Genomic DNA, 25,465 nt, shown 5'->3' on the forward strand with positions numbered 1-25,465 from the left:
GCTTACTCCTTGGGAACTTCGTGGTGCTTCCGGCAGCGCGCTTCGTACATCTCAGCTGCACCGATGATCACGATCGGCTCATCATAGCGGGCTGGTTTTCCATTAATTATCCTCTGAGTGCGTGAAGCCGGCTCACCGCACACCATGCAAATCGCCTGGAGCTTATCCACGTGTTCTGCCTCAGCCATCAAAACTGGCATCGGGCCAAACGGTTCTCCCCTGAAATCCGTATCCAACCCGGCTACGATTACCCGCAGTCCCCTGTCGGCAAGTTTTTGGGCAATATCGATGATCTGGTCATCAAAGAATTGGGCTTCATCAATCGCCACCACAGTCGTATCGTCATCCAGGTGGGTGAGAACTGCGCGAGCATTTTCGATCGGGATGGCTTCGAAGTCGTTTCCTGCATGAGATGTAACTTTACGGATTGCATAGCGGAAATCAACGGCAGGTTTAAAAACCTGCACTTTCTGGCGAGCGATAGTTGCACGGCGAAGACGCCGGATCAGCTCATCTGTTTTTCCACAAAACATTGAGCCGGTTATGACTTCAATGGATCCAGTATGATGCTCCATACACTCCTCCAGGCCTATCAGAAGTCAGTGACAATAACTACACAGTTATTATAGCAAACAGGCAGACGATGATGTCGTCTGCCTGTTAAGTTTAACTGAAAACGCTTGCACTGCAAGCTTATACGACGATTTCCTCTGCTGCTTCAGGCAGCTCGTATCCAAACTGGCGTAATCGCTTCTTCAAATCAGCCAGCGATTTTCGGCCGAAGCCATCAATGGCCAGGATCGTCGATTCGCCTTTTGCGAGAAGCTCCATCGCCTGCCCAACCTTGGTGATATTTGCCTTCGCCAGTGACTCTGTGGCCCGCGTACCGATGCCGAGCTCAGCGATAAGTCGGTCTGGAGATGTGCGGGCTTGCTCTCGAGCGGTTTTGTCATCGATGTATTGCTGGCGAACCTGTAATTTCTTGTAGAACCGATCAACTTGCCCTTCGGTATCGACAATACGTTGCTCACCGGTAAAGAATGGATGGCATTTAGAACACACATCCGTATGAATTACCTTCTTGGTGGAACCGGTAGTCCAGGTGTTGCCACAAGCACAGATGACCTGTGCGTCTGGATAGAATTCCGGGTGAATACCTGCTTTCATTTTCTCAATCCTTTCACAACAATCAACACTTAGGCTGTTTCAGCCGGTAAAACGCTGACCATCTTGCGATCATCGCGGATGGTTTCGTAAAGCACATAACCGTCTATGGTAGCAAATAAGGTGTCATCCTTGCCTACCATCACGTTGTTGCCAGGTTTAATATGGGTGCCATGCTGACGAACAAGGATATTCCCAGCCCGCACGAATTCACCACCGTACTTTTTTACACCCAAACGTTGCCCCTGGCTGTCGCGCCCATTGCGGCTCGAGCCGCCACCCTTTTTGTGTGCCATATCTATCTCCTACTCTTCAGTGATCGCATCAATGCGAACACGTGTATATTGCTGCCGGTGGCCCGTCTTGGTGCGGATACGTTCCTTGGCTTTATAGCGAAACACGACCACCTTGGGACCTTTGACGTGGTTAAGTACCGTCGCTTGGATTTTTGCACCCTTTACAAAGGGGGTTCCAACTTTGACATTCTCACCATCGGAAATCAGCAGCACACGATCCATATCGATCTCTTCGCCAATTTCCAATGGATAGCGGTCCACATCGATGGACTCGCCGATGACGGCGCGATACTGTTTTCCGCCATCTTCAACAATTGCATACTTCATAAGCTTCCTCCAAGCTTCACTTCACCAGATTGCCCGCGTAGCATGGTATGATTTGAAATCCTTACCAAACGCCGGCACTTTGGGGAAGTTGGGGATATGATTACCAGCTGGGCTGGTACATGATAAATTTATGCCCCAGCAAGGCTCCTGGGGCAATGCGGGCTGAATTATAATAGGGATGTTTTTTCCTGTCAACGGGTTTTTCTAGGTGCTTTTTGTATCTTTCCTTATATGACAGTCTACACTATTAGTTCAGATTATAATAATCCATAATGGTTACATAAATTAACCAATTTACATGTTGTTTATCATGATTAGGAGGTATGGCGATGCCCGTGAAGGGATGGATTGAAGTCGATGAGATCTTCTGCAAGGGTTGCGAGCTATGTATCAATGAATGCCCTCAGCATGTGATGGAATTAGACATGGGGAGAATAACTCCTAAAGGTTACCATCCAGTCAGGCTGGCGAAAGACGGCTGCACGGGTTGTGGGATATGTGCCATCATGTGCCCCGAAGCAGCCTTAGACGTCTTCCGCGAAGCACCGGTAAAGACGGTAAAAACCACCGCAGAAGCGACATCTTAGGAGAATCCCCATGGCAAAAGAATTTCTCGAAGGTAATTTCGCCATGGCCGAAGCAGCCGTGCGCGCAGGCGTGGAAGCCTATTTTGGTTATCCCATCACCCCTCAAACGGAAATTTTAGAGTGGATGTCACATCGCATGCCAGAGCTTGGGCGGGCTTTCCTGCAAGCTGAAAGTGAAGTTGCTGCCATTAATATGGTGTATGGCGCCGCCTGCACGGGAGCACGTGTGATGAGCTCCTCCTCCAGTCCGGGTGTCAGCCTGATGCAGGAAGGCTTATCCTACATCGCTGGCACTGAGGTGCCCATGGTGCTCATTGATGTTGTACGGGGCGGACCAGGACTGGGCAACATTGCCCCTTCCCAGGGTGACTATAACCAGCTGGTCCATGGCGGTGGTCATGGTGATTATCACCCCATCGTCCTGGCACCCGCCTCCGTACAGGAAGCCATTGACCTGACCGTTTTGGCCTTCGACCTGGCTGAGAAATACCGCAATATTTGTATGATCATGGCGGATGGCTCAATCGGCCAGATGATGGAACCGGCTGAGCTACCGGAGATGCGCCCCCTGCGTACCATCACCCCTGATTGGGCTACCGATGGATGCCAGGGCCGCGAGCAACGCATCCTCACTTCCATCCTGATCGACCCCACCCTGGAAGAAATCTACAATCATAAGATCCTTGATACCTGGTACCGCATCCAAGCTAATGAGATCCGCTACAAGGAGTATTATTTGGATGATGCCGAATACGTGGTCATCGGTTTCGGCACTGCTGGGAGGATCGCCCTCACTGCGGTTCGCAATGCCCGTGCACAAGGCATCAAGATCGGCTTATTTCGGCCCATTTCCCTCAGCCCCTTCCCATTCCCGCAATTAGAGGAGCTAGCCAAAACTGCCCAGGGCATCCTGGTCACTGAGATGAACACCGGCCAGATGCTGGAAGACGTCAAGATGGCTGTCAAGGGGCGCGTGCCAATCGAGTTTTATGCCCGGGTAGGTGGCATCGTCCCCTACCCCGATGAGATCCTGGGCGAGATCCATCGCCTGGTGCATGAGCCGAAGAATATCGGCGGCGACCCACGCCAACGCTGGATGCAGCGTCTCAAAGATGGCGTGATCACCCTCTCTTAATGTTAAGGAAAAAATGATGGATACCCCTGTTCAAACCGAAGCTCTGACCGTTTACTCCCGCCCAGTCTCCTTGTCGCGCACCCCATCACACTACTGCCCAGGCTGCACGCATGGCATCGCACACCGCCTGATCGCAGAAATCCTGGATGAGATGGACATCCGCGAGAAGACCATTGGGGTTGCACCCGTGGGTTGCAGTGTGTTTGCGTACAATTACTTCACCTTCGATTGGGTCGAAGCTGCCCACGGCCGCGCGCCCGCCATGGCCACCGGCATGAAACGCGTCCTACCTGATCGCTTCATCTTCACTTACCAAGGTGATGGTGACCTGGCATCGATCGGCATGAGCGAGATCATGCACGTAGCCGGCCGTGGTGAAAATATCACCGTCATATTCATCAACAACGCGATTTATGGTATGACCGGTGGCCAGATGGCACCCACTACCCTTCCAGGTCAAAAAACCACCTCCTCGCCTCATGGCCGCGATGTGGAGACCATGGGATACCCATTGCACATGGCAGAAGTCCTCTCCAGGATGGATGGTGCCGGGTATGTAGTCAGGCGTAGTTTGCATGACCCGAAGAACATCCGTATGGCCAAGAAGGCCATTCGCACAGCCTTCGAAACCCAAAAGCGCGGCCTGGGCTTCTCGATGGTTGAGCTGCTCTCCACATGCAACACTAACTGGGGCGTGAGCGTGCAGGAATCGCTGACCTGGCTAGTCGACCATATGATCCCGGTGTACCCAATACAAGACTTCAAGGTCTCTCTTGGCCTCGAAGGATTCAAGGCTTAGAGGAGGAGCAGATTATGCAGACTGAAGTCATCTTCTCTGGGTTTGGCGGTCAGGGTGCCCTGTTTGCTGGGCAGGTGCTGGCCTTTGCGGCCATGGATGCCGGTCATGCTGTAACCTGGATGCCCTCTTATGGGCCAGAGATGCGCGGTGGCACCGCTAATTGCACAGTGGTTATTGCTGATGAAGAAATTGGTTCACCCACCATAAAAAACCCAAAAGCTGCCGTGGTGATGAACCTTCCTTCACTGGACAAGTTCGAACCCCATATCGTCCCAGGCGGCGTGCTCATTGTTAATTCATCCCTGGTCAACCGCGACCCTGTCCGCACAGACATCACCTGGGTGATGATCCCCGCCCAGGAGATCGCCGAGACGATCGGACCCAGACGCTTGCTAAACATGGTCATGCTGGGAGCTTTGATCGAAAAATTGCCCATCCTGACCGTGGATGATTTGAAGGAAGCCCTGAGTCATCATCTACCTGAGCGGCATAAGAAATTATTGCCCAGTAATCTTTCAGCACTGGAACGTGGTGCAGCCTTCGCACGCGGCGAGTTTACGATCGAGAAGGCAGTATCTAGTAGCCAGGAGCCAGTCGAAACAATCGCCCCGACATCTGTTTAAAACCAGACCGGGTCTAAATAAACGCAGGAAGGAGCTCACGTGGCCCAACGAAACCCATCCCTGCGAAAAGTGGGGTTCATCATATTTTCAGTTGCCATTGTTATGGCGGCACTTCTGATTCTAGTTAAGGCTGTCCCTGACCTCGAATCAACGTTGTATGGGTTCATCAAGTTTAACTACCCGCGTTTGTATTCATTATCCTGCCCGGTATTGATGACTCCTCTGGATCAGCTGCCAGTAACAATTCGCCTGCATAATTCACTTGATCGGAACTTAAAATGGTTCGTCGAAGCTCAGTTCAGTGCTCCAGGACTGATGGATACCTACGACCAAACCCTGGAGTTACAGCCTGGGGAAACCCGCAAGCTGTCATGGCAGGTGGGTAAACAAAATATTGATCTCGGCAATTTTATCTTTGCACGTGTGTTCACTTCTGCCACCACTGCCTCTGGCATGCAGGAAGCCACCTGCGGGACATTCGTCTTGAAGTTGCCATTCTCTGGTGGGCCGGTTATATATTTCGCCACCCTGGCTATCACTGTGGTTGCAATTGGTGTGGGTTTCTTCCTATGGAAGCATAATGCAGAGCTGGGCGACCCCGGTCTGACCTCGCGCTTGTGGTGGATGAGTTTTATGTGCCTGGTAATAGCGATAGGTTTCATCTCCACTTTGTTAGGCTTCTGGTTCTTGGCATTGGTAATGGTACTATTGATGGTGCTGACCACTGGTGTCTATTTAATTCCTCACAAGGAGTAGACGATTATTTGGAGGAATTTTCGACGATCTGATATTTATACTCGCATTTTCATGAGATATCTAATTCGTGCACTAGTATCACGTTTGCTTCTGAGCGATATTTGTGCACGATTCGAGGACGGCTTTTCATAATTCCATACCGTCATTTGTTGTAATGTATTCTTTCAACGCCTCCAAATCATTTAATAAACATAACAGGCTGCCGATGAGCGATCATCGACAGCCTGTTCTCAATAACTAGGAAAGAATTTTTCTACTTATCTTCGGCCAGTGCCTTTCCACTGTGCTTCAACGCTGCATGTGCTGCTGCCAGGCGAGCTATGGGTACGCGGAACGGTGAGCAGCTCACATAGTTATTCCCGGCAATGTGACAAAACTCGATCGAATCAGGGTCGCCACCGTGCTCTCCGCAGATGCCCACCTCAAGCTCAGGGCGAGTCTTACGACCATCATCGATCGCCATCTGCATTAATCGTCCGACACCACTTCGGTCAATTGTCTGGAAGGGATTCCTGGGTAGAATGCCTTCGGCGATATAGGTCACCAGGAAGTTCCGCTCGGCATCATCTCGGCTGTAGCCGAAGGTCATCTGGGTCAGGTCATTGGTGCCAAAGGAGAAGAACTCGGCGTATTCAGCGATCTCTCCAGCAGTGACGGCCGCTCGGGGAATCTCGATCATCGTGCCGAACTTATAAGTGAAGTTAACCTTCTTTTCTTTCATCACATCATCGGCAATCTTGACCAGGCGCGGCTGGATCCATTTTAGCTCATTAACGGTACCGGTCAGCGGGATCATCACCTCGGGCTTGACGACCACTTCCTCCAATGCACAGTCTGCAGCAGCTTCAAAGATCGCTCGCACCTGCATCTCGACGATCTGCGGCATGTAAATGGATAGGCGTACACCGCGTAATCCCATCATCGGGTTGCTTTCATGCATCCCGCGAATATCAGCCAATAGCTTCTCTTGTTCCGCCAGGCCTTTCGTGTCACCCTTCACCCTTTTAGTGATCACCTCTTCGAACAGTTCCTCTTCAGGGGGCATAAACTCATGCAGTGGCGGATCAATTAAACGTATGATCACCGGGTAGCCGTTCATGGCCCGGAACAGTCCGTCGAAATCGGAGCGTTGGTATGGCAGCAACTCATCCAGGGCAGCTTTACGCGCTTCGGGGGTTTCCGCCAGGATCATGCGCTGTACAATGGGCAGCCGTTCTTTTTCAAAGAACATATGCTCGGTGCGGCACAGGCCAATCCCCACCGCGCCATAATTTCGTGCTCTCTGGGCATCTTTGGGATAATCGGCGTTGGCCCACACCTGCAAGCCTTTGGAGGGCCAACCCGGAGCAAATTTCCGCATGCCAGGAATGGCGCAGATGTCATCTGCCCATTTGAGCAAAGTCAGCAAGTCGGTCTGTTCTTCCAGGCTGGGAGCTGTGGTGGGGATCTGTCCTAAGAAAACCTCGCCGGTCGTCCCATCAACCGAGATCCACTCGCCTTCTTTTACCATCTTTCCATCTACGGTCATCTGGCGAGCGTCCAGGTCGATCTTGATCTGGGAGGCACCCACCACGCAGGGGATACCAAATTGTCGGGCAACCACAGCTGCATGGGAGGTAGCACCACCTTCACTGGTCAGCACACCCTTAGCGGCAATCATGCCATGCACATCATCCGGCTTTGTGAACGGGCGGACCATAATGACATCCTGCTTCTCTTGCTTGGCGAATCGCTCAGCAGTATTGGCATCGAAATACACCTGGCCTACAGCCGCGCCGGGTGAAGCATTTACACCCTTCGCATACAAGCGCCCCGCTTTCTTGGCTTCGTCCTTGGCTTTGGTGTCATATTGCGGGTGTAAAAGGGTGTCCACCTGCTCAGGTGTCACGCGCAAGATGGCTTCTTCCTTGCTAATAAGACCTTCGTTGGCCATGTCCACGGCAATCTTCACCGCTGCCTTGGCAGTTCGCTTGCCATTGCGGGTTTGGAGCATCCACAGCTTGCCGCGTTCGATGGTAAATTCCACATCCTGCATATCATGGTAATGTTTTTCAAGGCGCCCGGTGATTTCCATGAATTGCTGATATGCCTCCGGCATATTTTCATTGAGTCGCTCAATTTTTTCGGCATTGCGGATGCCAGCCACCACATCCTCGCCCTGGGCATTGAGCAGATATTCACCGAACATTTTCCGTTCACCGGTAGATGGATCGCGTGTGAATGCCACACCCGTACCCGAGTCATCTCCCATGTTGCCAAACACCATCGTGACGATGTTAACTGCGGTACCAAGATCATCTGGAATTCCGGTTGCTTTGCGGTAATCCACCGCACGCTTGCCATTCCAGCTCTTGAAGACTGCTTCCGTCGCCAGCTTGAGCTGTTCCTGTGGATCCTGAGGGAAATCAAAGCCTTTTTCCTTCTTAACCACGTCGCTAAATATCTTCGTGATGGCCTTCCAATCCTCAGCGGTCATATCGGTATCTAGCTTATATCCCTTCTTGTGCTTATATTCAGCCAGTGGCTCTTCAAAGGCTTCATCAGCAATCCCCAAAACCACAGTGCCGAACATCTCTACCAATCGGCGGTAAGAGTCGTACACGAAGCGCGGGTTATTGGTCAGCTTGACCAAACCTTCGGCAGTCACATCGGTTAATCCAATGTTGAGCACGGTGTCCATCATCCCGGGCATTGAAAACTTAGCGCCTGAGCGGCAGGAAACCAGCAGGGGGTTCTTCGGGTCCCCAAATTTCTTACCCGTCTGACGCTCCACCTTGCGCATGGCTTCCAGTTCCTGCTCCCACATGCCAGCTGGGAACTTACCCTCGGCCTGGTAGGAATTACAGGCCTCTGTAGTCACCGTGAACCCTGGTGGTACCGGCACACCTGCACGGGTCATGTCGGCTAGCCCAGAACCCTTACCGCCCAATAAACCACGCACACCTTCCCAGCTGCCACTCAAATACTGCTCTGCCAGGTTTACTTCATCGAATGAATAAACCCACTTCTTTTCCGTCATTGATTGCCTCCATTAGCAAATAAGCTCTACAGAATACTGTAGTAAATTTCACATGATTGGAACAAACACAACCGCATAGTTTACCACAATCACTTTGAATCCTGATAGGAACATTGCGTTTTTTAAAATAGAATATATTATTAGCTTATCTTTATATTTGAATCGCTGGCTATTCCAATAAAAGCTCTTCCAGGATTAGGAGGTTGCGTATGCCTGGCATAATTGATCCTGAAACTATAAATGTGATGGCTATACCGGGAATATGGTCACCGGTGCAATGGGAATTAACGGAAGAAGAACGTATTAATGAGCTGGAAGCCCAGACCGTGGCTGGATTGTTATGGTCAGTGGATATTCCCGAAGCAATCCTTCGCCTCTTGCTTCAGGAGGCGGAAATCACGCGTATCTTCGAGCCCCCTGAGAATTATGACCCTGAAATACAGGGAGAGTGGAACCCTGAGATAACCGCCAATGGTTTTAGAAATCCGATTGAGTTAGTGAAGGTTGAGCGTGAAACGAATTATCTCTATTTAGAATACAAATTGGGAGACTCAGCTTATTGGTATATTGAGATCGAACCAGAAAAGGTAACCATTGCCAGGTTTTAAAAAATTTCGCCCTACAATGCACTACCATGGTAGGACGGTATTCTCCTGGTAAATGTTGAGAACTGAGCGAATCAGCTATTCATCTTCCAGGAATCTTTTTCTCCATTCATACAGCTTATTCAGGGCTTCAATCGGAGAAAGTCCATTAATGTCCAGCTTTTTCAGCTCGTCCAGCAAGGGGTTGGTCTCCGGGAACAGCGCCATCTGGTGCGGCAGCTCGGGGTCGATTTTGACCGCCTTGCCGGATGATTTTTCGAGCTGGAGCAGTATTTGCTCTGCCCGCTGCACCACCGGAGATGGCAGTCCGGCTAACTGGCCGACATGAATACCGTAAGATCGATCGGCACCTCCGGGGATGATCTTATGCAGAAAAACCACCTGCCCCCCACTCTCATTGACCGCCACGTTGTAATTTCGCACCCCAGGCAACAAGTCTGAAAGCTGCGTCAGCTCGTGGTAGTGAGTGGCAAACAGCGTCTTGGCGCGCAGTGCCGGATGGTTGTGGATGTACTCAACAACAGCCCAGGCAATTGATACCCCATCATAAGTGCTGGTTCCCCGGCCGATTTCATCCAGTATCAGGAGTGATCGATTACTGGCATGGTGCAGGATATTGGCGGTCTCGACCATCTCGACCATGAAGGTGGACTGGCCGGAATAGATCTCGTCCTGGGCACCGATGCGGGTGAAGATGCGGTCCACCAGGCCGATGCGGGCAGAAGCCGCAGGCACAAAACTGCCCATCTGGGCCATGAGCACGATCAGGGCTACCTGGCGCAAAAAAGTGCTTTTCCCCGACATATTGGGGCCAGTCAGGATGCGGATACGCTCACCTTCTTCGAAGATAGCGTCGTTGCTTACGAACCGCTCAGCCTTCAAGAAGTGCTCAACGACGGGATGCCGTCCTTCATGGATCTCGAGCAGGTCGTCGCTGACTACCTCGGGAAGCACGTAAGACCCAAACGCGGCGACCTCTGCCAGGGAAGCCAGCACATCCAGCTCTGCCAGGGCGCGGGCAGTGCTTAATAATCGTCCGGAAGAAGCAGCCAGCTGCTCACACACCTGGTGGAACAGGCGGGCTTCGATATCGTGGATGGTTTCTTCCGCATTGAGCACCAGGGCTTCATATTCTTTCATCTCTGGTGTGATGTAACGTTCAGCGTTCACCAGGGTTTGCTTGCGGATATATTCGGGTGGCGCATTAACCGCATTGGCCCGCGAGATTTCAAGATAATAGCCAAAAATCTTGTTATACCCCACCTTGATGGTTTTAATGCCCGTGCGCTCGCGCTCCACCGTTTCAAGATTAGCGATCCATTCACGTGCATGCCTGGAGCGCTCAATCACTCCATCTAATTCAGCCGAGAAACCATCGCGAATGACACCCACATTTTGTAAGGTTGCGGGAGGGTCATCTGCGATTGAGGTCTGGATCAACTTCAGCTCTTCCATACAAGGGTCGAGAGTCTTCAAGACACAGGAAAGAGAGTTTTCCAGGACCCCAGATGTTGTTGGATCTGCACCTTTCTCTCCAACACCAAAAATATCAAGGATGCCCGGCAGGCGTTGCAGCGTTGAGCGCATGCCCACCAGGTCGCGTGGCTGGGCTGATCCACTCACCAGGCGGGTGGTCAGCCGTTCGAGATCGTTGAGCGGTTTCAGGGCTGCGCGCAGCTCCGCCCGCAACATGCCTTGGTTGAAGAGGTAATTGACGCCTTGCTGCCTGACACGAATGGCATCCACCTCCAGGAGCGGCTTGCTCACCCACTGGCGGATCTGACGTTTGCCCATGGGTGTAACGCAGCGGTCCAATTCACCCAACAGACTGCCTTGTACACTTCCATCACGGATCGTTTCAGTCAGCTCCAGGTTGCGCCGGGTGGATGCATCCAGGGTCATGAACTCGGACGTCGCATATGTGTTTAGGTTCGAGAGCAAATTAAGCGCTGACGCCTGGGTTTCCTTGAGATACTGTACGATCGTACCCGCTGCCATGATCGCCAGGGACATGCCGCGCAGACCAAATCCATCCAGTGAGGCCACTCGGAAGTGTTGCAGTAACGCATCCTGGCAGCGATCGAGCTCAAACCGCCACGGCTGCCAGGCGGTCAGATGACCAATCAGGTTGTCTGGAAGGATCAGGTTTTCAGGATAGATGATCTCTGCAGGGTGTAATCTGGTCAGCTCTGCCCGAAGAGCGATCTGGATATCGTCACTACTCAGCTCGGTCACCGCAAATTCGCCAGTGGAGATATCTGCGTAGGCTACACCGGCCAGGTCACCTTGGATCTGAACACAAGCCAGGTAGTTGTTTGCATCGCCAGGCAACAAGCCTGACTCGGTAACCGTGCCAGGTGTGACCACCCTGACGACCTGGCGAGGAAATATCCCCTTGACAGGTTGGTCTCCCACCTGTTCGCAGATGGCCACATGAAAACCGCGCTCGATCAGGCGTGCCAGGTAGTTCTCAGCCGCGTGGTGAGGTATGCCAGCTAGTGGAACCCGCACACCCTTACCAACGGGGCGGGAGGTCAGCACAATATCCAATTCCCTGGCCGCCACTTCGGCATCCTGGTCGAATGTCTCGTAAAAATCGCCCAACCTGAAGAACAGAATGGCATCGGGATACTGCCGCTTTATTTCCAGGTATTGCTTGCGGATGGGGGTGATATCTTCAGTCTTGACCATTCTGCCTCTGGCTCTCATTCTAGTATGAGCCACCGAAATAGGCAAGGAAATGGAAGATTTTAATCTCGCAGGTGATTGTAATAATTGAGCGGCGAAGATATAATTACTTCACTATAATCTACCGAAAGGAGAAAATCTGATGGCTAGTGTCACGTACGATAAAGTATTTAAGCGGTTCGGTGAAGTCACCGCAGTGAACAATCTTAACCTTCAGGTCGCAGATAAGGAATTCCTGGTATTGGTGGGTCCATCCGGTTGCGGAAAAACCACTGCCCTGCGCCTGCTGGCAGGTCTGGAAGAGATCAGCGAAGGGCAGATCCTGATCGGTGACCGTATCGTAAATGATGTCGCCCCGAAAGACCGCGACATCGCCATGGTGTTCCAATCCTACGCACTCTACCCCCATATGACTGTGTATGACAACATGGCGTTCGGATTGAAATTACGCAAGACCCCTAAAGAAGAAATAAAGAAGAGAGTCACCCAGGCAGCAGAAACCCTGGGTATTCAGAACTTGCTGGACCGCAAGCCCCGCCAGCTATCTGGTGGACAACGCCAGCGTGTGGCGGTAGGTCGAGCTATCGTGCGTGAGCCAAAGGTTTTCCTCTTCGATGAGCCACTCTCCAACCTGGATGCGAAGCTACGCGTAGAAACTCGCGCAAATCTCAGTAAGCTCCACCAGCAACTCCAGACGACGTTCATATACGTCACCCATGACCAGATCGAAGCTATGACCATGGCCTCCAGGATCGCGGTGATCAACAAGGGCCTCCTCCAGCAAGTGGATACCCCTCAAATGCTCTATGATCACCCTGATAACCTCTTTGTTGCGGGCTTTATAGGCTCTCCTGCAATGAACTTCTTTAAAGCAAGGCTGGTTCAGGGTGATGGAAAATTATTCGTCGACGGCACATCTTTTAAGGTTGAAGTCCCTGATTCACGCAAAGAAGCTTACTCAAAGTATGTTAATAAAGAGGTCATCATGGGAGTACGCCCTGAAGACATTCAGGATCCCAACTTCCTGCCACCGGGTATCATCCCTCAGCCCGTGGAAGGCAAGGTGGATGTAACTGAGCTGATGGGTAACGAGATCCAGCTATACATCACCAGCGGTGAGCACAGCTTTGTGGCCCGCGTTGACCCGCGCACCAAAGCCACAATGGGCCAGGAGCTTCAGGTGGTGTTCAATATGGGCAATATGCACCTGTTCGACCCTGAAACTGAGCAGGCGATTCGGTAATCTATCGAAAAGCTCAATATATTACTTCAACGTCTCCCTGCAAATTCCTATCCGCTGTATCGGATCGGAAATAAAGCTCGGAGACGTTTATTATGTCAAGAAAAGGAAAACAATAAATGAACCCTACACATAAATTAGTATTGATACGGCATGGCCAAAGCACATGGAACCTGGAAAACCGGTTCACTGGTTGGACAGATGTAGGCCTGACTGCCCAGGGCGAAACTGAAGCCCATGAAGCCGGCAAGCTTTTGCGCGAAGGTGGATATTCTTTCGACCTAGCATACACCTCGGTGCTCAAACGGGCTATTAAGACCCTGTGGATCGTTATGGAAGAGATGGACCTGGAATGGCTCCCGGTGATCAATGCCTGGCAGCTGAACGAACGCCATTACGGGGCCTTGCAAGGTTTGAACAAGGCAGAAATGGCTGCCAAATTTGGCGAAGCTCAGGTAAAAATCTGGCGCAGAAGTTATGACATCCAGCCACCGGCCTTGGAATTGGATGACCCCCGCCATCCAAGGTTTGATCGTCGTTACGCAGGTCTACCTGCAGATCAATTACCACGCGCAGAATGCCTGAAGGATACCGTTGCCCGTATGCTACCCTATTGGCACGCTACCATTGCCCCGACGGTAAAATCAGGGAAACAGGTAGTCGTCTGTGCGCACGGGAATAGCTTGCGCGCCCTGGTTAAATACCTGGATAATATCCCCGATAACGAGATCGTTGAGCTGAATATCCCCACCGGGATTCCTTTGGTATACGAGCTTGATCAGGATTTGCGCCCTCTCAATCATTATTACCTGGGAGATCCTGAAGCTGTAAAAAAAGCTGCAGAAGCGGTGGCGAACCAGGGGAAAGCGAAATAGCTGATTGTCTCATAGTTACAGCACACCAAAGCTCAGACGAAGTTGATTCGTATTACAACTGAGTGTTATTTATCAAAGTAAGGGCGTAGCGACGCTACATCCTTACTCTATCTGGACAGATTTGCAATATGACTTATTTCTGCCTTGGGTATATTCGCTTGGCTCAGATTTTGTTATATTACAGCTTGGATCAATTTTCTGGCGATTCCGCAAGGCTCGGATCAATCTTCCTGCGTAAAATCCACCTGGATCCGAAATAAAACAATAACGCCAGGGCTGCAGTTAGACCTCCTACCATCAGGAAGGTGTCCTGCCAAAAACGCTCAGGGAACAGACGAATCAATGTATCGCTAAATAGGAAGGTCCAGGTGCCGGCTTTAAAAAAGATCTCATGGAAAATCACAAACAGGTAATTAAACGCAACCAGGACAAATAGGATGATCAAGCCCATCAAAGCCAGGGTGAGCAACCCACCACGCTGCAACCCTTTGAGATATAGAGGCATCCACTTGCCAAGCCAGGCCCAAATTGCCAATAATACCAGTGCAATGAGACCGATCAACAACACTTTCAACGCCTCCTGGACAACATTCTTGACATCCAGCATATGCTGGAGCTCACGATCATTATACAGGCGGGTGCAGTCGGTCATCTCCAGGCAGGTGGGCGGAGGGGCTTGTTGTCCCTCGGGGAAGCGCAGATCACCCAGGAAGGAAATTCCGGCAGAATTTACCAGGTATTCAACTGCCAGACGCCCATATTTGAGGCGATCCTGCAGCGTGAAGCCGTAAGGATCAGCGGGGAAACCAGGTGTGTGATATTCAAACTGCAAATACCATGGATTAATCACGAACCTAACCACCGACAAGACAATCACCACCGGCAGGATGATCGCTACCAGCCAGGAAAGTACCTTATAAAGAACTTTCATACCCATACCCTCATTGACTGACTCATCCCCTTAATGTCCAATTTCTCCAAGATCACCAAACATTACATATCCCAGCACCATGCGGTTGGTCACCCATTCGATAGGTGACCAGTCATCGGTGTACACCACATCCACAGGTGGCGTGGGTTGAACGTGGTCCAACGCAGTCCGGATCGAATCTAACAACAGGTTCGATGCACCCCCCGCTGTTATCAATTGATCATAATTCGCCTGCAAGTTGGAAAACTGTGTCGGTTGCTTTGTGGCATAGATCATGGTGTTATAAGACCCAGGCACATCCACGATGTACACGGAGGGAAAAACGGTCTGAATAGTACTGGCCATCTGATTTATCAGGGTACGGTCGACTGGTGACCTGCCGACATTGACCACCAGCACGCCAGCCTCTGTAAGATGCTCCTTGGTAGTTTGGAAGAATTCCTGGGTGGTCAGATGTGGTGGTATATACGGTGGGCGGTATGCATCCACCGCGATCATGGAATAGGTCTTGTCGCTGTGCTCCAGTCCCACCCGACCATCTTGAGGGATGGCATTCAGGTTGGGCAGGTCCATCCCGAAATATATTTTTCCCACATCGATGATCGCCGGGTCGATCTCAAAACCGTCGATGGGGATATCGCCAAAGACCGCGCTGGCCTGACGGGCGACTGTCCCGGCAGCTAAACCGATGATGGCGATATTTTTTACCTGGCTGGTCGGATAGGGTGGCTGGTTAAAAAATGAACCAACCAGGAACTCTTGCCATGGCCCTCCATAATTAAGCTCGGTGGGGTGCCACATTGAGTGGATTCCCTGGCCCTCATTCAAACGCAGGTAGCGGTAGCCATCCTGCTCGATAACCTGGATATAGTTGTAGGCTGATTCCTTCTCGAAAATCTCACCCGCGGTCTGCTTAATCGGTCCTCGACCCCAGGCAATTCCCAGGCCGACCAGGACAATCGGCATCCAGATCCACATCAGGGCTTTCTTCCAACCGGCTGATTTCCACATCCCAATGATCGCCACCGACACCAGGAAAACACTAAATATGAGGAAGGTATATGTGGTACCAACGAGGGGTATGAGCACCAGCACAGGCAGGAAAGTGCCAATGAATGATCCCAGTGTAGATATGGCATAGATCTGTCCCGAGATACGCCCGGCCTGGCGGGAATCAACAATAGCCAGGCGGATCGCGAACGGAGATATCGTGCCCAGAATGGTCACCGGGACGATGAACAAGACCAAAACCGCAGTGAAGGAACCAAGCAGGATTCCCACCTGCAGCTGGTCGAACGCATCAGCAGCAGCCAGCAGCACCGGGCGCGCCACAAAAGGAACCAGACCTGCCGTAAAACCTCCCCAAGCCAGGATCGCATACATCGTCTGCGGTTTGGGCGAGCGGTCGGCCCAGATCCCACCGATGAAATACCCGGCCGTCAGGTAAATCAGGATCAAGCCAATAATGCTAGCCCACACCAGGTTGCTTGTCCCAAAGATGTTACCCAGTAAACGTGATGCGCTAAACTCGATCGCCAGGCTGGTCATCCCCGCACAAAACACGGCGAAATACAGGTAGCTTTTTGAGACGCTTGCGCTAGAAAATGTTTTCATAGATGGAGTCTGTTCTAACCATAACAGCACTAACACGGGGATTATATCCTACGCTTCACCTTCACACAAACCACGGGTTTCCTAAAAATTTTTCTGAAAGCCTCTCACGGTGAATAGTGGTGGCACGGCGCATTAGCGCTTTGTTAATCATTAATCCCCATTCTTGCGTATAATTGGCACATCTATGCGTTTAATATAAGGAGGAAAATTCTATGCTAAAGGAATTCAGGGATTTCGCTCTAAAAGGAAATGTTGTCGACCTGGCTTTTGCGGTGATCCTGGGAGCCGCATTCGGAGCCATCGTGTCCTCCCTGGTGAATGACATGGTCATGCCGGTCATTGGCTACGCGCTGGGAGGTGTTAATTTCAACGATCTATTTTTCTCCCTCAACGGCGTAGCTTATGCATCCCTGGCAGATGCTAAGGCAGCTGGAGCACCAACCATCAACTACGGCGTGTTCATCAATACCATAATAACCTTCATCATCGTCGCCTTTGTCCTTTTCTTGCTAGTGCGTGGTATGAATCGCATGAGGAAGGCACCTGCTCCAGCAGCACCCACCACGAAGGAATGCCCGCATTGCTTCACCCAGATACCCATCCCAGCCACACGCTGCCCGAATTGTACATCGGAGCTATAGCACCCTGGATAACGAATGAACCCCAATAAGCCAACAGGTGCGGAGGTCCGCCAAACATTCATCGATTTTTTTGTTGAGCACGGTCACACATTTGTCCCATCTGCCCCTCTCGTTCCAGGAGGTGACCAGACCCTACTGTTTACCAATGCCGGCATGGTCCAATTTAAAGATGTCTTCCTCGGCCTGGATAAACGGCCTTATACACGCGCCACCGATTCGCAGAAGTGCATGCGCGTGGCGGGCAAGCACAATGATCTGGAGGATGTTGGCAGGGATAATATCCACCATACCTTCTTCGAGATGCTGGGGAATTGGTCATTTGGTGATTACTACAAAAAGGAAGCCATTACCTGGGCCTGGCAGCTATTGACCGATGTATGGGGTTTGCCCAGGGAAAACCTGTGGGCTACCGTCTTCCAGGATGAGAATGGGCTCATCCCGCCTGACGATGAAGCCGCCGAATATTGGAAGCAGATACCTGGGATAGATCCGGCGCATGTGCTGTATTTCGGTCGCAAGGATAATTTTTGGGAGATGGCAGAGACCGGTCCATGCGGGCCATGCAGCGAGATACACCTGGACCGCGGTATACGCTATTGTGACAAGCAAGACATTGCTGGGCACGTTTGCCGGGTGAATGGCGACTGCCTGCGTTTCCTCGAGCTGTGGAACCTGGTATTCATCCAGTACAACCACCTGAGCCCCACCCAGCTCGAACCGTTGCCTGCTAAGCACGTGGACACAGGCATGGGTTTTGAGCGTATTGTCTCGGTGCTCCAGGGAGTGGATTCGAACTACCGCACCGACCTGTTGTGGCCTTTGATCCTCACCACCCAAAAGCTTAGCGGGCACACCGATGAGCAGCGCGAAGAACAGTTTACTCCCTATCGCGTAATTGCCGACCATGCCCGCGCAGCGGCATTCCTGATTGCCGATGGCGTGGTCCCCGGCAATATGGGCCGGAACTACGTCACGCGCATGATCATCCGCCGAGCGTACCGATTTGGTGGCAAGATAGGTTTAAATGAACCCTTCCTATCCAAAGTGGCAGAAAAGGTCATCCAATCCTATGGAGATTTCTACCCTGAGCTGAAACGCAATCAAAAAGCGATCCTGATCGATATCCGCCTCGAGGAAGAGCGCTTCCAGCGTACCCTGGACAGGGCAACCACCCATCTCGAAGCACTACTTGATGATGTGGAAAAAACTAACCAGAAAACCCTGGATGGTGTCTTGGCAGCAGACCTGTATACCACCTATGGCTTACCTTTTGAAATTACTCGCGATATTACCCGGGAGCGTGGTCTGGATGTTGATGAAGCCAGTTACACGCTGGCCAGGGAAGAACACCGCCAGGCATCGGGTGCTGGCAAAGCGTTCGGTGACCAGGGCGGTGAGGATGTCGAGGTGTATCGCCAGCTGGCTAATAAGCTGATCAGCCAGGGAGATTTGCCCGAGAAGGGTGTTCTCTACGACCCCTATAATCGCCTGGAGGTATCCGGCCAGGTATTGGCTTTGGTCCAATCTGGCAAGCCGGTCAAGGTTGCCATGCCGGGGGATAAAGTCGATGTCACCCTGCCTGAAACCTGTTTCTATATCGCATCCGGCGGGCAGGTATCCGATACCGGGTGGATCCATGCGGCGGATGATGCCTGGTCGATTGAAGTTTCTGACATGCGGAAACCTGTTGCCGGTTTACTCGTGCATGTGGGCAAGGTAACCCGTGGACAACCAAAGATAGGCGATGAAGCGATTGCCTCTGTGGATGCTTTACGGCGCCGGGACATCATGCGTAACCATACCGCTACACATCTGCTGCATGCGGAGTTGCGCAGGGTGTTGGGCGAGCATGCCCGCCAGGCAGGCTCATTGGTTGCCCCTGACCGACTGCGATTCGACTTCAACCACCCTGAAGCGGTGACCTATGCACAGCTGCGTGAGATCGAAGCTGGCGTAAACCGGCACATCCTGGGAGATTACCCCCTGCGGATCACAAACAAACCCCTACAACAAGCGATTGATGAAGGGGCGATGGCCTTATTCGGAGAAAAATACAGCGAGACCGTGCGAACCATCACCATCGGGGGTGAAAAACCATTCTCGTACGAGCTGTGTGGTGGGACACACGTGCGCGAGACTGGCGATATTGGCGTGTGCCTCATCACCAGCGAGGGCAGTGTGGCGGCGGGCATCCGTCGCATAGAAGCCGTCACCGGGCGTAAAGCCTATGAGCTAATCCAAAACCACTTTGAGCTATTAAATCGCACGGCCAGCTTGCTTGAGAGCACGCCTGAACAGATTCCGGAGAAGACGACCACCCTGCTGGATGAGCTGAGTGTTGCCCGTAGACAAATTGCCACCCTCAGGCAAGGCCAGGTCGCAGCCGAGTTCAGCCAGAAATTGCACACCGTTCAGGAGCAGCATGGTGTGAGGATCTTAGCCGTGAAGCTGAACGATGCCGGTGCGGAAGTGCTCCGCCAGATGGTGGACCGCTTCCGTCAGCAATTCCCAGTTAGGGGAGTAGTTGTGCTGGGTAGCGTCAATGATGGACGACCAATCGTGGTAGCGGGTGTCACCGAAGACCTCGTCGCGCGAGGCATTAATGCGGTTGAGTTAATTCGATACGTCGCAGCTCCCATCGGAGGTGGTGGTGGCGGTAAACCTACCCTGGCGCAATCGGGTGGAAAAGACACCAACCAGCTGGAAGCTGCACTGAACACCGTTGAAGCCTGGGTAAAGGATCATTTAAAAAGCAATTAGCAACCCTTAACGGGCAGCCAGCAAACCTTCGTGAAAACCCAAATCATCCAGCTTAACCAAAAGGAAGATACAATCTCGGTCAGGGATAAGATCAGCTGGGCGCAAACTGAGCGCGTCCTGCTGGTCTGGCCGGATTCTGGAAAGGTACTCAATCATAAGCTGGATCTGATCCTGTTGAAGAGGTACACAGCTTCGCTAGGCTCACAGCTGGCCCTGGTGACCCAGGATGCCGAGGTGCGTTTTTATGCAAATCAAATAGGGATCTCAGCCTTTGATACCATCCGGCAGGCCCAGGAACAGGCATGGGTAGTTGAGAAACCTGGTCAACTTCTGGCTGGAACCACCGCTAAACACCCTGACCTGGCTCAAATGCGAGTTGCATTAAAAACCAAAAGAGCTGCCTGGCTGGAGCACCCAGTCACCCGCTATGTGTGCCTTAGTTTTTGCGTGTTAGCTGTGCTCAGCCTCGTGCTCTTATTCTTACCTGGGGCAAAGGTGGTTATCAACCCAAAGGAAGTTGTCCAATCCGTCAAGATAAATCTATCAGCAGATCCAGGCGCGAGCACGGTAAATATTTCCACCGGCAGCCTGCCAAGTTACACCTTCGCCACTACCATCGAAGGCAACGCGGTGATCACAGCCACGGGGAGCATCCCCATCCCTGGAGAAGCGGCTGTTGGCAGCCTGCAATTCACGAATAAATCCAAGAAGACGATCACCATCCCCCCTGGAACAATTGTCAATACTTTTGGCAGCAACCCGGTACGATTCACCACGCTCTCACCTGAAGCAGTGCAGGTAAGGTCGAATAGATCGGCTCTCATTGATGCCCGGGCGATTAAACCGGGATCAGCAGGTAATCTGCCTGCCGGAAGCCTGGTGGTCATAGAAGGTGAGAAGATCCAGGGACTATCCGTCACCAATCCAGATGCCACCCACGGGGGAAGCAATATCATGATCCCCTCACCCAGCCTGGGCGATCTGGACGATTTGCGTGAGCAATTGAGCAACCAATTAAACCAAGCTGGGCTGGCTCAAATTAAATCTCAATTACCCACAGGAGACACCCTCCTGGAACCATCGTTGAAAATCGTCGAAACATTAGAAGAGGTCTTCAGCCCTGAAATTGGCCAGCCTGCAAAGCACCTCAAACTCTTCTTGCGGGTTCGCCTCGAAGCACAGGTAGTAGCAAGCGAGACGTTACACAGCCTGGTGATACCTATCCTGGAGGCCAGCGCCCCTCCCGGTTTCACTGCCCAGCCGAACACCTTGATGATCGAACAAGTGGATAGCCCATCACTCGATGCAGACGGGAAAATCCATTGGCAGGTCAATGCCACACAAATGCTAGAAGCAGAGGTTCCCGTTGGGTTGGTCGCTGAGTCGGTTAAAGGACTCAAGGTAGACCTTGCCCAAGAACGGTTATCAAACCGTTTGGATCTGGATGAATCTGCCCAGATCATTCTATCACCACGCTGGTGGCCGAGGTTACCCTTCCTGGCTATGCGCATAAATGTCGTCCCGGCTGGTTATCAATGAGAATCATGGCCATAGACCCTGGTGAAAAACGCATCGGGGTGGCAATCAGTGACCCGACTGGCACGATCGCATCCTCACTCACCGTGTTGGAGCATGTCGCCAGGGTAATCGATGCAGCCACCATTGCCGAACTAGCCCGGCAACACGAAGTCAAGCTGATTGTCATCGGCAAGTCAACCGACGGAGAAGGATTGCCAACCCCAGCCAGCCGACGGGCTGACCGCCTTGAGCAAGCCATTCACCAGCAATGTGTTATCCCAACCACATCCTGGGACGAGAGCTTTAGCACACAGGAAGCTCGCCAGGCGCAACTTGAAATGAAGACTCCCCGCAAAAAACGCAGTGGGCACCTGGATCAGTGGGCTGCAGTGGTCATTCTGCAATCATACCTGGATTCATTGGAGAATGGTTGAATGCATGCCAGATAAGCGGGTAAACTCAAAAGCGAATGGCTGCCTGCTGGGAATGATCGTCCTGGTCGGCCTGCTAATCATTGCTGCCCTGCTAGTACCGCAGTTGATCATTTCCAGGGCCGAAAACAGGTTCGGACCCGGTTCTGCAGAGCTAAGCTCGAAACAAAAACTATATTTTTCTACACTGGTTTTGGCACAATCCAGGGACCTGACAGAGCCTGTTGACCTCAATGGTGGTGATGTAGATTTGACCATCGAGCCCGGCGAGTCGGTTCCATCCATTGCAAAAAAACTATGGCAGGCTGGCCTGATTCCGAACCAGGCAGCTTTTCGCAACTACTTGCTTTACACGGGGATGGATACCAGCCTGAAAGCTGCAACATTCACCCTCAGCCCGGCGATGTCTCCGGTCGAGATCGCCCTGGCAATCCAGTCGTCCGTCACGGCAGACGTTACTCTGAGTATTCTACCGGGCTGGCGCATCGAAGAAATCGCCAATAGCTTGCCCACCTCCGGGTATAGTATCACCCCCGCAGAATTCATCTCATCCACCTCCACGATCCCAGATGGTTATAGTTTTACGAGCTGCATCACAGGCGGTTCCCTTGAAGGCTATCTCTACCCGGGCAGCTATATCCTGCCACGTGAAACCGGTATAAATGAGCTCCTGTCACAAATCCTGATGGCTTTTGAGACGCAAGTGACCCCCGAGCTTAGAAATGGGTTCACCGCTCATGGCCTGGACTTGTGCCAGGCGGTGACCCTGGCCTCGATCGTTGAGCGCGAAGCCATGCAAGAAGATGAAATGCCGTTCATTGCCTCCGTGTTTTACAACCGCCTGCGGAATGGTGCTGTTCTCGCCTCCGACCCGACCGTCCAATACGCCCTCGGTTACAACCCGGCGCAGGCTACCTGGTGGACCAACCCACTTTCCGTCCAGGATTTACAAGTCGATTCACCCTATAACACGTACGTTTATGTTGGTCTCCCGCCAGGACCGATCGCCAGTCCAGGTCCTGCAGCGCTGCGGGCCGTCGCATTCCCAGCGCAGAGCCCCTATTATTACTTCAGGGCTGCCTGCGATGGATCGGGGCGGCACCTGTTCGCAGAGACCTATGAAGAGCATGTGTCAAATGCTTGCCCCTAACTCATGAACCTGGCTATCAATTATTCACCTCCAGCAGCCAGGCTGCTGAGCGCTGGCAATATACGTATTGACCTGTTTAAAACCCCCGATTGGAATTGGTTGGTGGATGAAGCCCTCAAGCTACGTCCAGTAGCCGTTCATTTCACGTTGGATTCTGGCAATGGTGACATAGACGGCACTGATTGGGAGGCAGTCGCCGACCTTTTGGAGAAGACCCGTACACCTTTCGTAAATCTCCACCTCGATTCACGCCGGGACTACTATCCTGATATCCCTTTGGATTCAACCAGGTCACTCGACCGTAAACGCATTACTGAAACCCTGATCTCCGATGTTACAAGCGTTGTGGAACGCTTCGGCTGTGAGCGTGTGATCGTCGAAAATTCCCCCTACCGTGTGGAGGCGGGTTCCACGCTTAGAGCTTGTGTGGAACCCGAGATTATTACACAGGTCGTGGAAGAGACCGGTTGTGGGTTGCTTTTAGACATATCCCACGTCCTGCTCTCTGCATATTACATGGGCATGGCTCCGGAGATTTACTTCTCCCGGCTGCCAGTCCGTCACATCAAGGAACTGCACTTCGCTGGTGTTCAAAAGATCGACGGCGTGTTCACGGATCACCTGCCGGTTACCGAGTCTGACTGGGTTTGGTTAGATTGGGGGCTGGAAAAGATCCGTTCCGGTGAATGGAGCAAACCCTGGCTGCTGGCTTTTGAATATGGGGGAGTGGGACCAGAATTGGCATGGCGTACTGATACCGCGGTCATTAATAAGCAGGTCCCCCAGCTAATCGAGCATCTGGATAAGCTGGGTATATGACCTAAATTCGCTTAAGAATATAATAGGTTGACTTCTTGTCCCCCACTTTGATAAGGATACCCCGTGTTACCAGGTCTGCCAGGTCACGACGCAATGTCTCGGAATGCACATCCGGGCATAGAGCCTGGTAATCATGGCTGCTGATGCGTGCATGAAGGCTCACTTGGGCCAACGCCAGCTGCTGACGGGGGTTCAGGTCAAGCGAAGCATAAGCAGATAAATCAGGGAAACTGCCACCTTCACAGCCGCCAACCTGGCTGGCATATAACGTCACCCGGAAGGTCCCCGAAGTTTCCTCAAATTGGGGAGGCAGCAATCCCGCAGCGCGCGTTACTTCGACAACCCGATCCAATCCGTACCCAAGCCGTTCAACATACCCTAAGTCGGACAAAACCTGAGAGATCACCGCATTACGAGCGAAGCGCGCTTCCAACAGGTTCTTTATCGTCACAGGTCCTGGCAGGCTGCCAGGTGAAGTGATCTCCAGCCGGTCAGAGAAAATATTAAGGTGGATATTATCACCTTGCAGGTTGTAATCACGGTGGGCGATCGCATTGACCAGCAGCTCACGTACAGCTTCAAAAGGATATTCTAGAGTTTCCTGATGCTGTAGACCCACCAGCCTGACTGTTGTCCTCAAGTTCGTGCGGATGAATGCCTCTGCCTGCTGCAATTGCTGAGGCAAGCTACCCGTGATTTCTTTTTTGATATATTCACCGGTGAGTGCCCTGCCTGGGAAGCGCCCAGCCAGAATGGTGGCATTGGGCAGCCACTGTTGCGGGAAACGGCCGAATAGCAGCACGGCAGCGTTGGTGAGCTTCAGCATGTCATCCACCTGCTTTAGGCATCCTCGGCGGAGCAGAAATTCATGGCCATTTTCCAAATCATCCGTGGCGATATTACCGCTTATACCGGCATATTCCATGACCTGTTCCTGATCCAGGTCTTCGAGAGAGGCATCAGGCACCAGCCGCGATTCGAACTGTACCGAACTCCGCTGCGCAAGCAGCTGGTATAGCTGACGAGCGGACAATGGATTGTTCTGGCTACCCTCCCGGCCTAAATAACGGCCTTCCAGGCAGTATACATAAGGCAGCCCATCGGGTACCGTAACCAAAACGAGGTCGACCGAGTTTCCTGTGATCGTGTTCTTCACCTTCACCAGGCGAGGTATGGGCAGGACCAGGGTTGGCTCAACCAGTAAAGCAGATTGAAATACCCGATCACAGGCAGCTTGATAATTCTTAACTCCCACCAGCTCACCTACCCTTGGAGAGACGCCTAAAAGTACCAAGCCCCCTATTGCGTTGGCCATCCCAACCAGCGTGGTTGCTAAAATAGAGATGGATACCTCCTCGGGGAACCAGTGCAGGGTTTGACCCATCCCTTCAGCCAGCAATGCATGGATCTGATCCGAGTTATCAAGCATTACAATACCTAATCCTCCTGACGCTATCCAAATAAAATCTGGTAAAGGCTGCTTTGCA

General features: G+C 52.1%; 23 protein-coding genes. 14 read left to right on the forward strand and 9 right to left on the reverse strand.

Annotated features, from left to right (window positions below; all coding sequences use genetic code 11):
• Nucleotides 1-2: 2 nt before the first annotated feature.
• From C3F13_05450 to rplU, 4 genes are all read right to left on the reverse strand, one after another.
• The gene (locus C3F13_05450; GenBank protein PWB54896.1) at nt 3-575 is read right to left on the reverse strand and encodes a thymidine kinase; all 573 of its coding nucleotides are present in this window, start codon (nt 573-575) and stop codon (nt 3-5) included.
• A 118-nt stretch (nt 576-693) separates the two neighbouring features.
• Nucleotides 694-1,167, reverse strand: coding sequence for a 50S ribosomal protein L31 (locus tag C3F13_05455; GenBank protein ID PWB54897.1), 474 nt, complete (start codon nt 1,165-1,167; stop codon nt 694-696).
• A 29-nt stretch (nt 1,168-1,196) separates the two neighbouring features.
• Nucleotides 1,197-1,460 (reverse strand): 50S ribosomal protein L27, encoded by a 264-nt coding sequence (locus C3F13_05460; GenBank protein ID PWB54898.1) that lies wholly within the window; start codon nt 1,458-1,460, stop codon nt 1,197-1,199.
• 9 nt (nt 1,461-1,469) lie between these two features.
• A complete protein-coding gene (rplU, locus tag C3F13_05465) occupies nt 1,470-1,787 on the reverse strand; it encodes a 50S ribosomal protein L21 (GenBank protein ID PWB54899.1) in 318 nt (105 codons plus the stop codon).
• Between the two features lie 329 nt (nt 1,788-2,116).
• Between rplU and C3F13_05470 the strand changes: the two genes are divergently transcribed.
• The 5 genes from C3F13_05470 to C3F13_05490 are packed head-to-tail and all read left to right on the forward strand — an operon-like array spanning nt 2,117 to nt 5,687.
• Nucleotides 2,117-2,374 carry a 4Fe-4S ferredoxin gene (locus C3F13_05470; protein ID PWB54900.1) on the forward strand — a complete coding sequence of 86 codons (258 nt, stop codon included), beginning with the start codon at nt 2,117-2,119 and terminating at the stop codon, nt 2,372-2,374.
• A gap of 10 nt (nt 2,375-2,384) precedes the next feature.
• Nucleotides 2,385-3,509 (forward strand): 3-methyl-2-oxobutanoate dehydrogenase subunit VorB, encoded by a 1,125-nt coding sequence (locus tag C3F13_05475; GenBank protein ID PWB54901.1) that lies wholly within the window; start codon nt 2,385-2,387, stop codon nt 3,507-3,509.
• Between the two features lie 16 nt (nt 3,510-3,525).
• Nucleotides 3,526-4,308, forward strand: coding sequence for a 2-oxoglutarate oxidoreductase (locus tag C3F13_05480; GenBank protein PWB54902.1), 783 nt, complete (start codon nt 3,526-3,528; stop codon nt 4,306-4,308).
• A 14-nt stretch (nt 4,309-4,322) separates the two neighbouring features.
• Complete coding sequence (locus tag C3F13_05485) at nt 4,323-4,931, forward strand: 2-oxoacid:ferredoxin oxidoreductase subunit gamma (GenBank protein ID PWB54903.1); 609 nt, start codon at nt 4,323-4,325, stop codon at nt 4,929-4,931.
• A gap of 39 nt (nt 4,932-4,970) precedes the next feature.
• Nucleotides 4,971-5,687 carry a hypothetical protein gene (locus C3F13_05490; protein ID PWB54904.1) on the forward strand — a complete coding sequence of 239 codons (717 nt, stop codon included), beginning with the start codon at nt 4,971-4,973 and terminating at the stop codon, nt 5,685-5,687.
• A 253-nt stretch (nt 5,688-5,940) separates the two neighbouring features.
• Here C3F13_05490 and C3F13_05495 read toward each other — a convergent pair whose 3' ends face one another.
• The gene (locus C3F13_05495; GenBank protein PWB54905.1) at nt 5,941-8,706 is read right to left on the reverse strand and encodes a pyruvate, phosphate dikinase; all 2,766 of its coding nucleotides are present in this window, start codon (nt 8,704-8,706) and stop codon (nt 5,941-5,943) included.
• A gap of 209 nt (nt 8,707-8,915) precedes the next feature.
• On the opposite strand from C3F13_05495, the gene C3F13_05500 reads away from it, so the two are divergent.
• Entirely contained in the window at nt 8,916-9,314 is a 399-nt protein-coding gene (locus C3F13_05500; protein ID PWB54906.1) for a hypothetical protein, read from the forward strand.
• A 75-nt stretch (nt 9,315-9,389) separates the two neighbouring features.
• Here the strand turns inward: C3F13_05500 and C3F13_05505 are convergent, their stop codons facing one another.
• Complete coding sequence (locus tag C3F13_05505; GenBank protein ID PWB54907.1) at nt 9,390-12,002, reverse strand: DNA mismatch repair protein MutS; 2,613 nt, start codon at nt 12,000-12,002, stop codon at nt 9,390-9,392.
• Between the two features lie 139 nt (nt 12,003-12,141).
• Between C3F13_05505 and C3F13_05510 the strand changes: the two genes are divergently transcribed.
• A complete protein-coding gene (locus C3F13_05510; protein ID PWB54908.1) occupies nt 12,142-13,242 on the forward strand; it encodes a glycerol-3-phosphate ABC transporter ATP-binding protein in 1,101 nt (366 codons plus the stop codon).
• Nucleotides 13,243-13,358: 116 nt separating this feature from the next.
• Nucleotides 13,359-14,114 (forward strand): 2,3-diphosphoglycerate-dependent phosphoglycerate mutase, encoded by a 756-nt coding sequence (locus tag C3F13_05515; GenBank protein ID PWB54909.1) that lies wholly within the window; start codon nt 13,359-13,361, stop codon nt 14,112-14,114.
• A gap of 190 nt (nt 14,115-14,304) precedes the next feature.
• Here the strand turns inward: C3F13_05515 and C3F13_05520 are convergent, their stop codons facing one another.
• Complete coding sequence (locus C3F13_05520) at nt 14,305-15,051, reverse strand: TIGR01906 family membrane protein (protein ID PWB54910.1); 747 nt, start codon at nt 15,049-15,051, stop codon at nt 14,305-14,307.
• A 24-nt stretch (nt 15,052-15,075) separates the two neighbouring features.
• Complete coding sequence (locus C3F13_05525) at nt 15,076-16,593, reverse strand: spermine synthase (protein PWB54911.1); 1,518 nt, start codon at nt 16,591-16,593, stop codon at nt 15,076-15,078.
• Between the two features lie 278 nt (nt 16,594-16,871).
• On the opposite strand from C3F13_05525, the gene mscL reads away from it, so the two are divergent.
• Genes mscL through C3F13_05555 form a run of 6 tightly spaced genes read left to right on the forward strand, consistent with a single transcriptional unit; the run spans nt 16,872 to nt 23,978 of the window.
• Nucleotides 16,872-17,300, forward strand: a complete 429-nt coding sequence (mscL, locus tag C3F13_05530; GenBank protein PWB54912.1) for a large conductance mechanosensitive channel protein MscL — start codon at nt 16,872-16,874, stop codon at nt 17,298-17,300.
• Between the two features lie 15 nt (nt 17,301-17,315).
• On the forward strand, nt 17,316-20,060 hold the full coding sequence (locus C3F13_05535) for an alanine--tRNA ligase (protein PWB54913.1): 2,745 nt from the start codon (nt 17,316-17,318) through the stop codon (nt 20,058-20,060).
• 30 nt (nt 20,061-20,090) lie between these two features.
• Nucleotides 20,091-21,599 carry a hypothetical protein gene (locus tag C3F13_05540; protein ID PWB54914.1) on the forward strand — a complete coding sequence of 503 codons (1,509 nt, stop codon included), beginning with the start codon at nt 20,091-20,093 and terminating at the stop codon, nt 21,597-21,599.
• On the forward strand, nt 21,596-22,012 hold the full coding sequence (locus C3F13_05545; GenBank protein PWB54915.1) for a Holliday junction resolvase RuvX: 417 nt from the start codon (nt 21,596-21,598) through the stop codon (nt 22,010-22,012). Before C3F13_05540 ends, C3F13_05545 begins: the two co-directional genes overlap by 4 nt.
• Complete coding sequence (locus C3F13_05550; GenBank protein ID PWB54916.1) at nt 22,005-23,159, forward strand: endolytic transglycosylase MltG; 1,155 nt, start codon at nt 22,005-22,007, stop codon at nt 23,157-23,159. The genes C3F13_05545 and C3F13_05550 overlap by 8 nt, the downstream gene beginning before the upstream one ends.
• 3 nt (nt 23,160-23,162) lie before the next feature.
• On the forward strand, nt 23,163-23,978 hold the full coding sequence (locus tag C3F13_05555; GenBank protein PWB54917.1) for a hypothetical protein: 816 nt from the start codon (nt 23,163-23,165) through the stop codon (nt 23,976-23,978).
• Nucleotide 23,979: 1 nt separating this feature from the next.
• Here the strand turns inward: C3F13_05555 and C3F13_05560 are convergent, their stop codons facing one another.
• Nucleotides 23,980-25,407, reverse strand: coding sequence for a transcriptional regulator (locus C3F13_05560; protein PWB54918.1), 1,428 nt, complete (start codon nt 25,405-25,407; stop codon nt 23,980-23,982).
• Nucleotides 25,408-25,465 lie beyond the last annotated feature (58 nt).

Source organism: Anaerolineales bacterium, from assembly GCA_003105035.1.
Lineage (GTDB): Bacteria > Chloroflexota > Anaerolineae > Anaerolineales > UBA4823 > FEB-25.